Annotated in this window: 13 protein-coding genes; 7 read left to right on the forward strand and 6 right to left on the reverse strand. The window is 40.9% G+C overall.

Features of this window, described 5'->3' with window-relative positions; translation table 11 throughout:
- The first annotated feature begins 2 nt into the window (after positions 1-2).
- Positions 3-2291 carry a TonB-dependent receptor domain-containing protein gene (locus ACGF63_RS02990; RefSeq protein WP_036849604.1) on the forward strand — a complete coding sequence of 763 codons (2289 nt, stop codon included), beginning with the start codon at positions 3-5 and terminating at the stop codon, positions 2289-2291.
- 26 nt (positions 2292-2317) lie between these two features.
- Here ACGF63_RS02990 and xseA read toward each other — a convergent pair whose 3' ends face one another.
- Positions 2318-3691, reverse strand: a complete 1374-nt coding sequence (gene xseA, locus ACGF63_RS02995; protein WP_152961806.1) for an exodeoxyribonuclease VII large subunit — start codon at positions 3689-3691, stop codon at positions 2318-2320.
- Positions 3692-3863: 172 nt separating this feature from the next.
- On the opposite strand from xseA, the gene guaB reads away from it, so the two are divergent.
- Both guaB and guaA read left to right on the forward strand, forming a co-directional pair.
- Complete coding sequence (gene guaB / locus ACGF63_RS03000; RefSeq protein WP_036849605.1) at positions 3864-5330, forward strand: IMP dehydrogenase; 1467 nt, start codon at positions 3864-3866, stop codon at positions 5328-5330.
- 78 nt (positions 5331-5408) lie between these two features.
- Positions 5409-6986, forward strand: coding sequence for a glutamine-hydrolyzing GMP synthase (guaA, locus tag ACGF63_RS03005; RefSeq protein WP_152961807.1), 1578 nt, complete (start codon positions 5409-5411; stop codon positions 6984-6986).
- 147 nt (positions 6987-7133) lie between these two features.
- Here guaA and ACGF63_RS03010 read toward each other — a convergent pair whose 3' ends face one another.
- A complete protein-coding gene (locus ACGF63_RS03010) occupies positions 7134-7412 on the reverse strand; it encodes a helix-turn-helix domain-containing protein (RefSeq protein ID WP_387628703.1) in 279 nt (92 codons plus the stop codon).
- Positions 7413-7610: 198 nt separating this feature from the next.
- On the opposite strand from ACGF63_RS03010, the gene ACGF63_RS03015 reads away from it, so the two are divergent.
- The 3 genes from ACGF63_RS03015 (at position 7611) to ACGF63_RS03025 (ending at position 8716) form a co-directional block, all read left to right on the forward strand.
- A complete protein-coding gene (locus ACGF63_RS03015) occupies positions 7611-7841 on the forward strand; it encodes an addiction module antidote protein (protein WP_152962268.1) in 231 nt (76 codons plus the stop codon).
- A 303-nt stretch (positions 7842-8144) separates the two neighbouring features.
- Complete coding sequence (locus tag ACGF63_RS03020; protein ID WP_132351939.1) at positions 8145-8393, forward strand: type II toxin-antitoxin system CcdA family antitoxin; 249 nt, start codon at positions 8145-8147, stop codon at positions 8391-8393.
- Positions 8393-8716 carry a CcdB family protein gene (locus ACGF63_RS03025; RefSeq protein WP_132351750.1) on the forward strand — a complete coding sequence of 108 codons (324 nt, stop codon included), beginning with the start codon at positions 8393-8395 and terminating at the stop codon, positions 8714-8716. The genes ACGF63_RS03020 and ACGF63_RS03025 overlap by 1 nt, the downstream gene beginning before the upstream one ends.
- Before the next feature lie 78 nt (positions 8717-8794).
- Here ACGF63_RS03025 and ACGF63_RS03030 read toward each other — a convergent pair whose 3' ends face one another.
- Complete coding sequence (locus tag ACGF63_RS03030; RefSeq protein WP_162524069.1) at positions 8795-9187, reverse strand: DUF2335 domain-containing protein; 393 nt, start codon at positions 9185-9187, stop codon at positions 8795-8797.
- Positions 9147-9398 carry a hypothetical protein gene (locus ACGF63_RS03035; RefSeq protein WP_387628707.1) on the reverse strand — a complete coding sequence of 84 codons (252 nt, stop codon included), beginning with the start codon at positions 9396-9398 and terminating at the stop codon, positions 9147-9149. The genes ACGF63_RS03030 and ACGF63_RS03035 overlap by 41 nt, the downstream gene beginning before the upstream one ends.
- Positions 9399-9678: 280 nt before the next feature.
- Between ACGF63_RS03035 and rlmA the strand changes: the two genes are divergently transcribed.
- A complete protein-coding gene (rlmA, locus tag ACGF63_RS03040) occupies positions 9679-10497 on the forward strand; it encodes a 23S rRNA (guanine(745)-N(1))-methyltransferase (RefSeq protein WP_387628709.1) in 819 nt (272 codons plus the stop codon).
- Positions 10498-10554: 57 nt separating this feature from the next.
- Here the strand turns inward: rlmA and mntP are convergent, their stop codons facing one another.
- Positions 10555-11136 carry a manganese efflux pump MntP gene (gene mntP / locus ACGF63_RS03045; protein ID WP_132351744.1) on the reverse strand — a complete coding sequence of 194 codons (582 nt, stop codon included), beginning with the start codon at positions 11134-11136 and terminating at the stop codon, positions 10555-10557.
- Positions 11137-11490: 354 nt separating this feature from the next.
- Entirely contained in the window at positions 11491-11949 is a 459-nt protein-coding gene (locus tag ACGF63_RS03050) for a DUF986 family protein (RefSeq protein ID WP_387628711.1), read from the reverse strand.
- Positions 11950-12001: the final 52 nt, after the last annotated feature.

Genomic DNA, 12001 nt, shown 5'->3' on the forward strand with positions numbered 1-12001 from the left:
AAATGAAAATAATGACAAAAATAGCAGGGGCCAGCGTTGTTTTTATTGGGCTTCAAGGACTTGCGTATGGTGAGGAAAAGCAAGAGGGGAAATCAGATAAGGTGCTGAAATTCAGTAGCCTTAAGGTTTCAGGTTCACAGGATAATGCTGAAGTGCGGGCAATGGAAAAACCCGGTTCTTACAGTTCTAAAGGTGAAGATACTAAACTTCAGTCAATAGATAGTCTATTACGCAGTATGCCAGGAACCTATACTCAAATAGATCCGGGGCAGGGAACGGTGAGTGTGAATATTCGCGGACTAAGTGGCTTTGGGCGAGTGAATATGATGGTTGATGGTGTTAGCCAAAGTTTTTATGGTTCAGCGCCTACCAGCGTAATACATGGTAATAGTAATAATAACCAGTTCGGTACATTAATTGATCCTAACTTTATTGTGGGGATGGATATTAGCCGAGGCCAATCTGATGGCTCTGATAGTGTCAACGCATTAGCGGGCAGTGCTAATTTCCGTACAATTGGTATTGATGATGTGATATTCAGTGGCAATACACTGGGAACTCGTACAAAAATGACCTATGGAGATAATGGCATTGGTCGTAGCGGAATGATAGCCATTGCTGGTAAAACCCAGGCTTTTAGTTCTGAAGGGTCAATCGGTGCTATGTTGGCCGCCAGTGGGCATTCTATTGATGCTAATTATAAAAACGGTGATGGAATATTAAGTGATGAATTTGCTACGGATGAATCTTTTAAACAGAAACCCAATTCGCAATTAATGAAGTTAAATATTAAGCCAAATGATTTTCATGATATGGAACTGAGTAGTCGTTTTTATCACAATAAATTTACCCGTCGCCATATTGATAATGAGGATATTTATTTTAAGTATAATTATAAACCATTCAGTGAATGGGTTGATATGAAATTATTGGTTAGTTCCAGTGAAAGCAATCAGAACTATGAAAGTAACGCACTTCTTATCTTGTCAAATAGTAAAACTAAAAACAAATCAAATGCCGTTAATATCAGTAATACCAGTCGTTTCAATTATGGAGATATAGATTTTGAATTGATATTCGGTAGCAAACTGATGAAAACTGAATATAGTAAGACAACTGATACTAAATACACAGGTAATAAAGGTAATAATGAGGAAGAAGCTAAAGCAAATGAAAAAATAGATCACGATGCAAAAGAGAATAATGTTTTCGCACCAAAAGGTAAACAGGATATTGCCAGTATTTATAGTGGGTTGAAGATTAGTCGGGGTATTTACCAAGCTAATATTAATCTTAACTATATGGATTATAATGTAAAAGGCCATAAACCGGCTTGTGAGTTACGAGTTAACTGTTTTCCTCAAGGCGAAACCGAATTGAATTTGAAAGAGAATGGGTTTAATCCGGGTATTTTGCTGTCAGCGGAGATCATTCCTGAATTCGAGCCTTTTGTCAGTTATACCCGTTCAATGAGAGCGCCAAATGTGCAAGAAGTTTTCTATGGAAATGAAGGCGGTGCATCCATTAACCCATTCCTGAAAGGGGAAAAATCGGACACTTATCAAATCGGTTTTAACAGTTTCCGTCCTGATCTGTTGGTGAAAGGAGATATTTTCCGTCTGAAAGCTGTTTGGTATCACACTAAAATTAAAAATTACATCAATAATGAATCATATACTTTGTGCAAAAACGGTAGGAAATGCAAATATTCAACATTGACAAAAGAAGATTGGAAATATGTTGATGTTAACTTTAATATGTATATCTATAGCAATAGCATAACCCCGGTAATAATGCGTGGCTATGAAGTTTCTGCTGATTATGATGCCGGTATATTTTACAGTAAGCTGTCTTATAGCCAGCAAAAAACACACCAACCAACGTCTATTTCTACCGCGATTTTTGGTGCAGATCCTGTTTCGGAATTACCTAAAAATTTTATGACCTTGGATACAGGGATCCGCTTATTGGACGAAAAACTTAGTATCGGGGCAATAGTTAAATATACGGGGGATTCCTATAAGATGGATAGAGACCCATATAATCAGGATGCTGATGGGCGAACATTGATGCAAAAAGAGCAAAAAATCCCAACTGTGTTCGATCTTTATAGTGATTATCGGATAAATAAAAATGTGTTGCTGAAATTCTCAGTACAAAACTTGACAAACAGAAACTATTCTGAAGCACTTAATCGCTTAAGTTCTGCTCCAGTTATCGATGAGCTAACTTTAGTTGATCAAACCGCCCGAGGCCGGACTTATATTGCAGGAGCAGAAATCCGTTTCTGATATAAAATAAGTGGCAAGGAATGCCACTATTTCTGACTTGCTGATCGTTTTTTACGTTCTTTCTTAATTTTAATCACTTCACTCTCAATCCATCCATCTTGTAACCGGGTTCTCAAAGTATCACCAACATGGACTTGTTTGGTTTGTTTCAGTAATTTTCCATCAGGGGCTTCGCTGATGCTGTAACCACGGGCCAGTGTTGCCAGTGGGCTGACGGCTTCCATTCGTGAACAGGAGACAGCAAATTTTTCTCTGGAACGGCTGATTTGTCGTTCGATTGTTTGTCTTAGCCGAAAATATTGTTGCTGAACCTGTTGGCTATACTGACGGATCTGCTGACTGGGTTCTGAATACCAGAGCCGTTGTTGCAATTTCTCATAAGCCAGATCGCTTTGTCGCAAATGTCGTTGCAAGCTGTCAGTGAGCCGTTGGCGTAAACTGACCAGTAAGTTTTGCTGACGCGCCAACCGTAAATGAGGGTGCTGCTGCTGTAAACGGTGAGATAACAGGCTGAAAACCTGCTGTTTCTGTGCAAAGAAGTAATCCATTGCCATTTCCAATCGCTGTTGTTGTGACTGGATTTGACGTAACAATTCGAGCTGATTACGGCTGACCAATTCAGCGGCTGCTGATGGTGTCGAGGCCCGCAAATCTGCCACGAAATCAGCAATGGTAACATCCGTTTCATGGCCTACTGCACTGACTATCGGAATATCACTGTGAAAAATTGCTCTGGCGACACGTTCATCATTGAAACTCCATAAATCTTCCAACGAACCACCACCGCGCCCGACGATCAATACATCACATTCCTGCCTTTCATTAGCTAATTCGATCGCCCGAATAATCTGTAGTGGTGCTTCGGTTCCTTGAACGGCTGTTGGATAAATGACGATTGGCAATGAGGGATCACGGCGTTGCAAAATATTCAGAATATCATGCAGGGCGGCACCACTGGCGGATGTAATCACCCCAAGCTGTTGAGCCGGAGAGGGAAGGGGTTTCTTATGACTCTGAGCAAATAATCCTTCGTCACTGAGTTTCTGTTTCAATAATTCAAACTGTTGCTGTAACAGGCCATCACCGGCGGGTTGCATACTTTCAACAATAAGCTGATAGTCCCCCCTGGGTTCATAAAGCGTAATTGCCGCGCGAACTAAAACCTGCTGACCATTTTGTGGCTTGAATGTCACCCGTTGATTACTACTGCGAAACATGGCGGCCCGCACCTGAGCACGTTCATCTTTCAGGGTGAAATACCAGTGGCCGGAGGAGGGTTGAGAAAAATTCGATATTTCAGCACTTAGCCAAATTCTGCCCATTTCCATTTCGAGCAGTTGACGGACAGTCTGATTGAGGCGACTGACAGAAAAAATTCCAGTGTTAGAAGGTAGTGACATGTGAGCCAGATCAAATTCCAAAACAAGGGTTTAATTCACCGATACTAACGTTCGTTATGAAGTAAGCAAGAAATTTTTTAATAAAATGCTGGAGGCAACCGATTACGTTCTGTATAATGCCGCGGCAATATTTTATTCCTTAAATTGTCCGCAGCCTGGTGAGATATTGCTTATGTTACGAATTAAAAAAGAAGCTTTAACCTTTGACGATGTTTTGTTAATTCCTGCCCACTCTTCTGTTCTGCCTAACACTGCTGATCTGTCTACTCGACTGACTTCCACTATTCGTCTGAATGTTCCTATGCTGTCTGCGGCGATGGATACCGTAACTGAATCAGGCTTGGCTATTGCGCTGGCTCAGGAAGGCGGAATTGGTTTTATTCATAAAAATATGTCTATTGAGCGCCAGGCAGAAGAAGTTAGCCGGGTGAAAAAACATGAGAGCGGTGTTGTGACAAATCCCGTCACGGTGGCTCCTAAGACAACGCTGCGTGAAGTTCAGGCACTGACAGAGCGTAATGGTTTTGCTGGCTATCCTGTTGTAACCGAAGGAAATGAGTTGGTTGGTATTATTACGGGTCGTGACGTACGTTTCGTTACCGATCTGGATCAGCCGGTTACTGCGGTAATGACACCCAAAGAGCGTCTGGTAACGGTAAAAGAAGGTGAAGCCCGTGATGTTGTGTTGCAGAAAATGCACGAAAAACGAGTTGAGAAAGCGCTGGTGGTTGATGAAGACTTTCACCTGCTTGGCATGATCACGGTTAAGGATTTCCAGAAAGCGGAACGTAAACCTAATGCCTGTAAGGATAAGCATGGACGTTTACGCGTTGGGGCCGCAGTTGGTGCGGGTGCCGGTAATGAAGAGCGCGTTGATGCGTTGGTTGCCGCGGGTATTGATGTTCTGCTGATTGATTCATCACACGGTCATTCTGAAGGTGTATTGCTGCGTATTCGTGAAACCCGCGCTAAATACCCAAATCTACAGATTATTGGCGGTAACGTGGCGACGGGAGAAGGTGCAAAAGCGTTGGTAGCGGCTGGAGTCAATGCGGTTAAAGTCGGAATTGGCCCTGGTTCTATCTGTACTACCCGTATTGTGACGGGTGTCGGTGTGCCGCAAATTACCGCTATTTCTGATGCAGTTGAAGCGCTGGAAGGCACAGGTATTCCGGTTATTGCTGATGGTGGTATTCGTTTCTCCGGTGATATTGCAAAAGCGATTGCCGCAGGGGCCTCCTGTGTCATGGTCGGTTCCATGTTGGCAGGAACGGAAGAATCCCCAGGAGAAATTGAACTGTTCCAGGGGCGTTCATTTAAATCTTATCGTGGGATGGGTTCTCTGGGCGCGATGTCTAAAGGTTCTTCCGATCGCTATTTCCAAACTGATAATGCCGCAGACAAACTGGTACCGGAAGGCATTGAGGGGCGTGTTGCCTATAAGGGGTTGCTGAAAAACATTATCCATCAGCAAATGGGAGGCCTGCGTTCCTGTATGGGGCTGACCGGCTGTGCAACTATTGATGAATTGAGAACCAAAGCCGAATTTGTTCGCATTAGTGGTGCGGGTATTCAGGAAAGCCACGTTCACGATGTTACCATTACCAAAGAGTCGCCAAACTACCGGTTAGGTCTGTAATTCATATTTATTGTGGCTCCTGTAGGAGCCACCTATCTTCTTAGTTCTTATTCACTTGTTTTTTGGAATTCGCCGCACATGACAACAAATATCCATCAGCACCGTATTCTTATCCTTGATTTTGGTTCGCAATATACTCAGTTGATTGCTCGCCGGATCCGTGAAATCGGAGTTTACTGTGAACTTTGGGCATGGGATGTAACGGAAGAACAAATCCGCGAATTTAACCCAAGCGGTATTATTCTTTCTGGTGGCCCGGAAAGTACTACAGAGCAGGGAAGTCCGCGTGCACCTGAATATGTTTTTGATGCCAATATTCCTGTACTGGGTGTCTGCTATGGCATGCAAACTATGTCGATGCAATGCGGTGGTCAGGTAGAAAGTTCTACTGAACGTGAATTTGGTTATGCTCAGGTTGAAATTAAAGCGGAAAGTGCATTGCTTCGTGGTATCCAGGATTCGTTGAATGAGCAGGGTAAACCGTTACTGGATGTATGGATGAGTCATGGTGATAAAGTCACTGCAATCCCGGCGGATTTTATCACTATTGCCAGCACTGATACCTGCCCGTTTGCCATTATCGCGAATGAAGAAAAACGTTTTTATGGTGTACAGTTCCATCCGGAAGTCACCCATACCCATCAAGGGCAACGCATACTGGAACGTTTTGTATTGGATATTTGCCAATGTGAAGCTCTGTGGACTCCAGCTTCTATTATTGAAGATGCGGTTATACGTCTGCGTGAACAGATTGGTGACGATCATGTTATTTTGGGATTGTCCGGTGGTGTTGATTCCTCTGTTACCGCGTTATTACTGCATCGTGCAATTGGTAAACGCTTGACTTGTGTATTTGTCGATAACGGTTTACTGCGTTTGAATGAAGCCGATCAAGTGATGGAAATGTTTGCTGGTAAATTTGGGCTGAATATCGTCCATGTTCCCGCAGAAGATCGCTTCCTTACTGCATTGGCTGGCATCAATGATCCGGAAGAAAAACGCAAAACCATTGGCCGTGTGTTTATTGAAGTGTTTGATCAAGAGGCAAGTAAACAGACTCAGGTTAAATGGTTGGCACAGGGCACTATTTACCCGGATGTGATTGAATCAGCGGCCTCTGCGACAGGTAAAGCACACGTCATCAAATCTCACCATAACGTAGGTGGTTTGCCGGAAGAGATGAAACTGGGTCTGGTGGAACCTCTGAAAGAGTTGTTCAAAGATGAAGTTCGCAAGATTGGCCTGGAGCTAGGATTGCCTTATGACATGCTGAACCGCCATCCATTCCCTGGTCCTGGTCTGGGTGTTCGTGTCCTGGGTGAAGTGAAGAAAGAGTACTGTGATCTGCTGCGTTGTGCGGATGCTATCTTTATTGAAGAATTGCACAAAGCTGATTTGTACAATAAGGTAAGCCAGGCATTTACTGTATTCCTACCCGTTCGATCTGTGGGTGTTATGGGGGATGGCCGTAAATATGACTGGGTTGTCTCTTTACGTGCAGTAGAAACAGTCGATTTCATGACCGCACATTGGGCGCATTTACCTTATGATTTCCTTGGCCGGGTTTCTAACCGGATCATCAATGAAGTCAATGGAATTTCAAGAGTTGTGTATGATGTCAGCGGTAAACCGCCTGCGACGATTGAGTGGGAATAAGCCCACAGAGTCTATAGACATTCGCTGAAGCTTAAAAACACCAATAAAACCAAAGAGTTTTTTGGTGTTTTTATTGATGATATCTACCGAGCTCGAACTGTATCCATCCGCTGGATATAATTTAGATTGGATTGAAAAGGCTTTAGCTCATGAGCAACGTGGTGTCAGAGAGGTCTTACTTTTTAGACTTGGTTTTTTCAGCTTTATTTTGTCTAAAATCTGGACTGGATTTAGTGACAACAAACGGGCCATATATACAAACTCCACGACATCTAGTCTTCTTTCACCGTTTTCAATTTTGGCAATAAATGATTGAGGACGGCCGAATGCTCGCGCCAGTTTTTCCTGCGTAATACCTTTTTCCAAGCGTGTTTCGCGTAATACTCGGATAACGTACTGATATTCCTCTGAGTAAACCGAGCTCATTTGCTTTGCCTTAATAAAAAATTCCAAGATAGAGTATCTCTCATCTGCAAGAATATCCAGAATAGGAAAAAAAGAAACTTCATTAGCTACATTATCAAGAAAATCAGGTTTGGAGTTTTCGTGGTGGCGATAAAAGCAGACAAGGTAAAGATGTTAAACTGGCTTTACAATTAGCTCGTAGTTGGGAGGAACAATATGATGAATGAACAGTTTACCCGTTGGGATTCAGCAGAATACTTGAAAACCGAAGCGGATATGGCCTCGTATTTGAATGCCTGTATTGAAGAAGCGGGTGATGATCCTGCTTTTATTGCGCGTGCGCGTGGTATGACTCAGGTGGCAAAAGATGCTGGTCTGTCTCGTGAGAATTTATACCGGGCGTTATCTGGTGACGGCAACCCTGAGTTTGGTACTATTTGGAGAGCATAAAAAAGTCTGGGGCACTTGGGTTGTTTGCTTGCACAACCGGGGACGTCCATATATGGTCTAATAAAACCGGACTATGACCCATGAATACTTATACCGTTAAGTGGCTTTCCTCCATGTCAACCCTTTGGTTTGGCGACGCTTTAGGTTGCTAGGTGAAACTTCTTTAACTGTTTTGCTGCAATGCAATAAGTACCCCAAGGTTTTTATGCTTTCATCTAATTCTTTCAAGAAGCAGGATGCTTGATTATTTTTCCGTCATCTATCATACTTATGCGCATACCTTTGCGTATAGGAGTAAACACCATGAATACCGTTACCTCTCCCCGTAACAGCACCAAAAGAAGCACCAACGTGTACCTGACGGCCTCACTGGTTGATAAAGCCCGTAGTATGGACATGAATCTCTCAGCAACGCTAGATATCCTTCTGGCGCAGGCTATAGAAGCTAAAAAGGATGAGAGAGAGAAAGAGAAAGAAGATATGCAGGCGATGAACATATTCATGGCGAAAGCTGGAATGCTTACAGACGATGAATTTTTCGGGAGCCTGTAATGCCGCAGCAATTTGATGTGTATCGTAATCCATCGGCCAAAACAAACAGGCTTTGGCCGTTTTACCTTATTATCCAGAATGATTATTTTGATGATTTAACAACAAGGATTATTGTTCCTCTGGTATCTAAAAATGACATTAGCCTCAACCAGAAAAGAATCACCCCTCAGGTGGTTATTAATAATAACACTTATTATATATTTACACCGGCAATAACGTTTCTGGATGCAAAAAAAATCAACAAATCAGATTTTGTATGCAACGTAGCCTCATCTAGAAATGAAATTATCTCAGCCCTTGATGCCATCATAACGAACACCTGAACCCGCAAAGAGAAGAAAGATAACTAGAACCGTCAGACCCCTTCGTGCGGAGAGCATAAAATCTGTGGGGTACTTGATTTATTTTATATACGATTGTGGATTTCTGTTCAAAACATAAATAATTAAAATCGTTGTTACAGTACCGCTTCCGATAATGCTTGCTAACCAATTATGTCCATTTAATCCTAATACTAAAGCAATAAATAGAGAGGTAAAAGTTAGTAATAACCCACAATTTTGCCCTCTTATACCTTGTTTTATTGTTTGTTCTAAGGCAATTTTTTCCATTTCATGCCTATGCTTCTGTTGTTGCTCGATCAAGATTAAGAATCTATCAGTGGCTCCCTTTGTATATCGTTCATAAATAGTTAATATTTCCGAATCAGGAAATTGGTAATATAATGGGTTGATATCACTTGGATAGATTTGTTTATCTATTTTTGGGTGTTTTTTGTTTATTCTTTTGGTCATATATCGTCTCTTTCCCTGTAGATAATATAACTTCATCATTAAACTGCTTCAATACAACAGCAAAATCTGCTCGAACTTTATCCAAATCATCTGCTAAAGTATCAACATCACTCTTTGATGGAATAAGATCAAAATAGTTTGTATTCGGCATAATGTCGAATTTTGGTGAAATAGATCTTAATTTATTAAAATATTGTATGAAAATGTTCATTATATTACCTGTATTATTAGCTGTTTATGTTAGTTAAATCATTTATTAATAACTGGTATTTTCTTGATTTCTGATTGGAAAATAATACCTGATAAATATATTTATTCCACAAAAATATTGCGAGCTGGCTCAAGAATAATGCTGAAAATAATGGAATGTGACTTCATTCAAAATAATGATTAATCGCTTATGTAGAGCTATTAAGTAGTATGATTTACGATGAAAGGTATCAGAATATGCTATAGTATCTGCTGATTTTTACTTATTTTTTGGGAATCATATGTCTTATCAATGCCCCTTATGTCATCAACCTTTATTGCTAACCCGGCAGCAATGGCGCTGTGAAAATAATCATCAGTTTGATTGCGCTAAAGAAGGGTATGTCAATCTGATGCCTGTTCAGTATAAGAGATCCAAAGAACCAGGAGATAGCCCGGAGATGATGCAATCAAGAAGGGCATTTTTGGATTTAGGATGTTATCAACCATTACAACAACGGGTTTTAGAACTGCTGGAAAAGTATCTGCCAGAAAATACAGATAGCTTGCTGGATATCGGATGCGGTGAAGGTTATTACACCGCTGCGGTTGAAGAGCGGCTAAATAAGGGCGGTAATCTTAACATCTATGGGTTAGATGTCGCTAAGATCGCTGTTCGTTATGGCGCTAAGCGCTATCCTTCTGTCAGTTTCTGTGTCGCGTCAAGCCATCGTTTACCTTTTGCCGATAGATCGCTTGCTGGAGTATTACGGATTTATGCGCCTTGCAAAGTAGAAGAATTGGCAAGGGTAATTAAGTCACAAGGAATTGTGTTAACAGTGACTCCTGGCCCTCGACATCTGTATCAGCTCAAGGAGTTAATTTACCAAAATATTCATCTTCATCCATCGAAGACAGAACAATTGGCAGAATTTGAATTGATAACAAATGAGTCATTATCTTATTCAATGAAATTAGATGGAATACAAGCGTGTCATTTATTACAGATGACGCCATTTGCCTGGCGAGCCACTGAAACGGTGAAAAAAGAACTGGCAGATAAGGCGCTGTTTGAATGCGAAACTGATTTTATATTGCGGGTTTATCAACGCATTAGGTAATCAGGATTTCAGCCCAAAATACAATTCTTGAGAGGTTAATATTTTGGGCTGAAGGGGTTATTTCGCGTACATAAATAATTCGAGATGCTCAAATAAGATATTGAAACCAATCGCAATCAGAATAATCCCACCAATAAACTCAGCACGTTTGCCCAGCAGTGGGCCAATATAGCGGCCAATTAACATTCCTAATGTTGCCATAATCATTGTCATCATACCGATAGCTATAGCAGTATGCACAATATTGACTTGAAGAAAAGCGAGCCCGATACCGATTGCCATTGCATCCAGGCTGGTAGCAATGGCTGTTGTTATTAGTACCATTGAGTTGTGGCGACAGGGTGATTCGCATTTTTTTTCCTGATTCACTTTAAAACTCTCTGTCATCATTCTACAGCCCAGAATAAATAATAGAGTAAAAGCAATCCAGTGATCCCACTCCATAATATATTGGCTGGTATAAAGCCCTAAAGACCAGCCAATCAGTGGGGTACAGGCTTCTGCCAAGCCAAATATCAAACCAGTACGGATTGCCTCACGAAAATGTGGTTTATGTAGTGTGGCCCCTTTACAAATTGCAGCAGCAAAGGCATCCATTGAAAGTGCTAAAGCCAAGATAAGGGTTGCGTACATATTCATTGAAATAACCTCGGTTGGGCGTTTCCATATACATATAACCCACCCCCAACCAATGATGTGTTATATGCTATGGTCTTGCCAACCGAAATAAGGCTGCCCGCACCACGTTTTACTTTTAAACGAGCGTGTTGATACGAGCTTTTCAGAAAAATCGACTAAGCTATTTCGCTGAAACAGGCTACTCCCCATGACTCTTTAAAAGATAGCACAATAACTCAAAAAGGGAAAATAATATTATTTTCCCTTTTTGAGGTGTGATGTCGATAATAATTATCATTATCTATTGTGTGGTAAAAATAAAAGTCAGCATTAGGCTGACTGTTTATTGTTTTTTTATATATTATTAATATTTATCTATCTGTTTTCGATGAGAAATTTATAAATCTTTTCCAAATCATCTAGTTGGCTTACTGAAATATATAACTTCTTATTTTCTAAACCAATAACCAAGATACCATCTTCAGATAAATTTATGGTTTTTATCCGATCATAGGAGATAAAGGTGTTTGCATAGAAGAAACCGTTATTTTTAAATAACAATTTAGGTGAGCGTATATAGGCAATATAAATAGTCACCAGGATAGTAAATAACAATAAATATGTGGTTAAACGGCTGCCATAAGCCGTGATGTTATTATAAACAACAATAAGTATCAGGATAATAAAGATGAGAGCATCAATTTTGTGCTTTCTTTTTAGCTTTATTTGTAAGTAAGTTTTCCCTTTTAGCAGATTAACCACAAATTCATCATAGACAGCGAAAGCCAGCATGAATACGATTAAACCAACTAATACCATATCATTAAGGCTCATTCTTTAATCCCTGTATTGCTGTAAAAAAGAAAATGCGGGGAGGAATTGCTCC

This window comes from Photorhabdus sp. RM322S (assembly GCF_042879395.1).
GTDB lineage: Bacteria > Pseudomonadota > Gammaproteobacteria > Enterobacterales > Enterobacteriaceae > Photorhabdus > Photorhabdus khanii.

Bases quoted from the DNA above. Each gene is read 5' to 3' on its own strand.
- ACGF63_RS02990 (WP_036849604.1), top strand. From the start codon at position 3: ATGAAAATAATGACAAAAATAGCAGGGGCCAGCGTTGTTTTTATTGGG.
- xseA (WP_152961806.1), bottom strand. From the start codon at position 3,691: ATGTCACTACCTTCTAACACTGGAATTTTTTCTGTCAGTCGCCTCAAT.
- guaB (WP_036849605.1), top strand. From the start codon at position 3,864: ATGTTACGAATTAAAAAAGAAGCTTTAACCTTTGACGATGTTTTGTTA.
- guaA (WP_152961807.1), top strand. From the start codon at position 5,409: ATGACAACAAATATCCATCAGCACCGTATTCTTATCCTTGATTTTGGT.
- ACGF63_RS03010 (WP_387628703.1), bottom strand. From the start codon at position 7,412: ATGAGCTCGGTTTACTCAGAGGAATATCAGTACGTTATCCGAGTATTA.
- ACGF63_RS03015 (WP_152962268.1), top strand. From the start codon at position 7,611: ATGAATGAACAGTTTACCCGTTGGGATTCAGCAGAATACTTGAAAACC.
- ACGF63_RS03020 (WP_132351939.1), top strand. From the start codon at position 8,145: ATGAATACCGTTACCTCTCCCCGTAACAGCACCAAAAGAAGCACCAAC.
- ACGF63_RS03025 (WP_132351750.1), top strand. From the start codon at position 8,393: ATGCCGCAGCAATTTGATGTGTATCGTAATCCATCGGCCAAAACAAAC.
- ACGF63_RS03030 (WP_162524069.1), bottom strand. From the start codon at position 9,187: ATGACCAAAAGAATAAACAAAAAACACCCAAAAATAGATAAACAAATC.
- ACGF63_RS03035 (WP_387628707.1), bottom strand. From the start codon at position 9,398: ATGAACATTTTCATACAATATTTTAATAAATTAAGATCTATTTCACCA.
- rlmA (WP_387628709.1), top strand. From the start codon at position 9,679: ATGTCTTATCAATGCCCCTTATGTCATCAACCTTTATTGCTAACCCGG.
- mntP (WP_132351744.1), bottom strand. From the start codon at position 11,136: ATGAATATGTACGCAACCCTTATCTTGGCTTTAGCACTTTCAATGGAT.
- ACGF63_RS03050 (WP_387628711.1), bottom strand. From the start codon at position 11,949: ATGAGCCTTAATGATATGGTATTAGTTGGTTTAATCGTATTCATGCTG.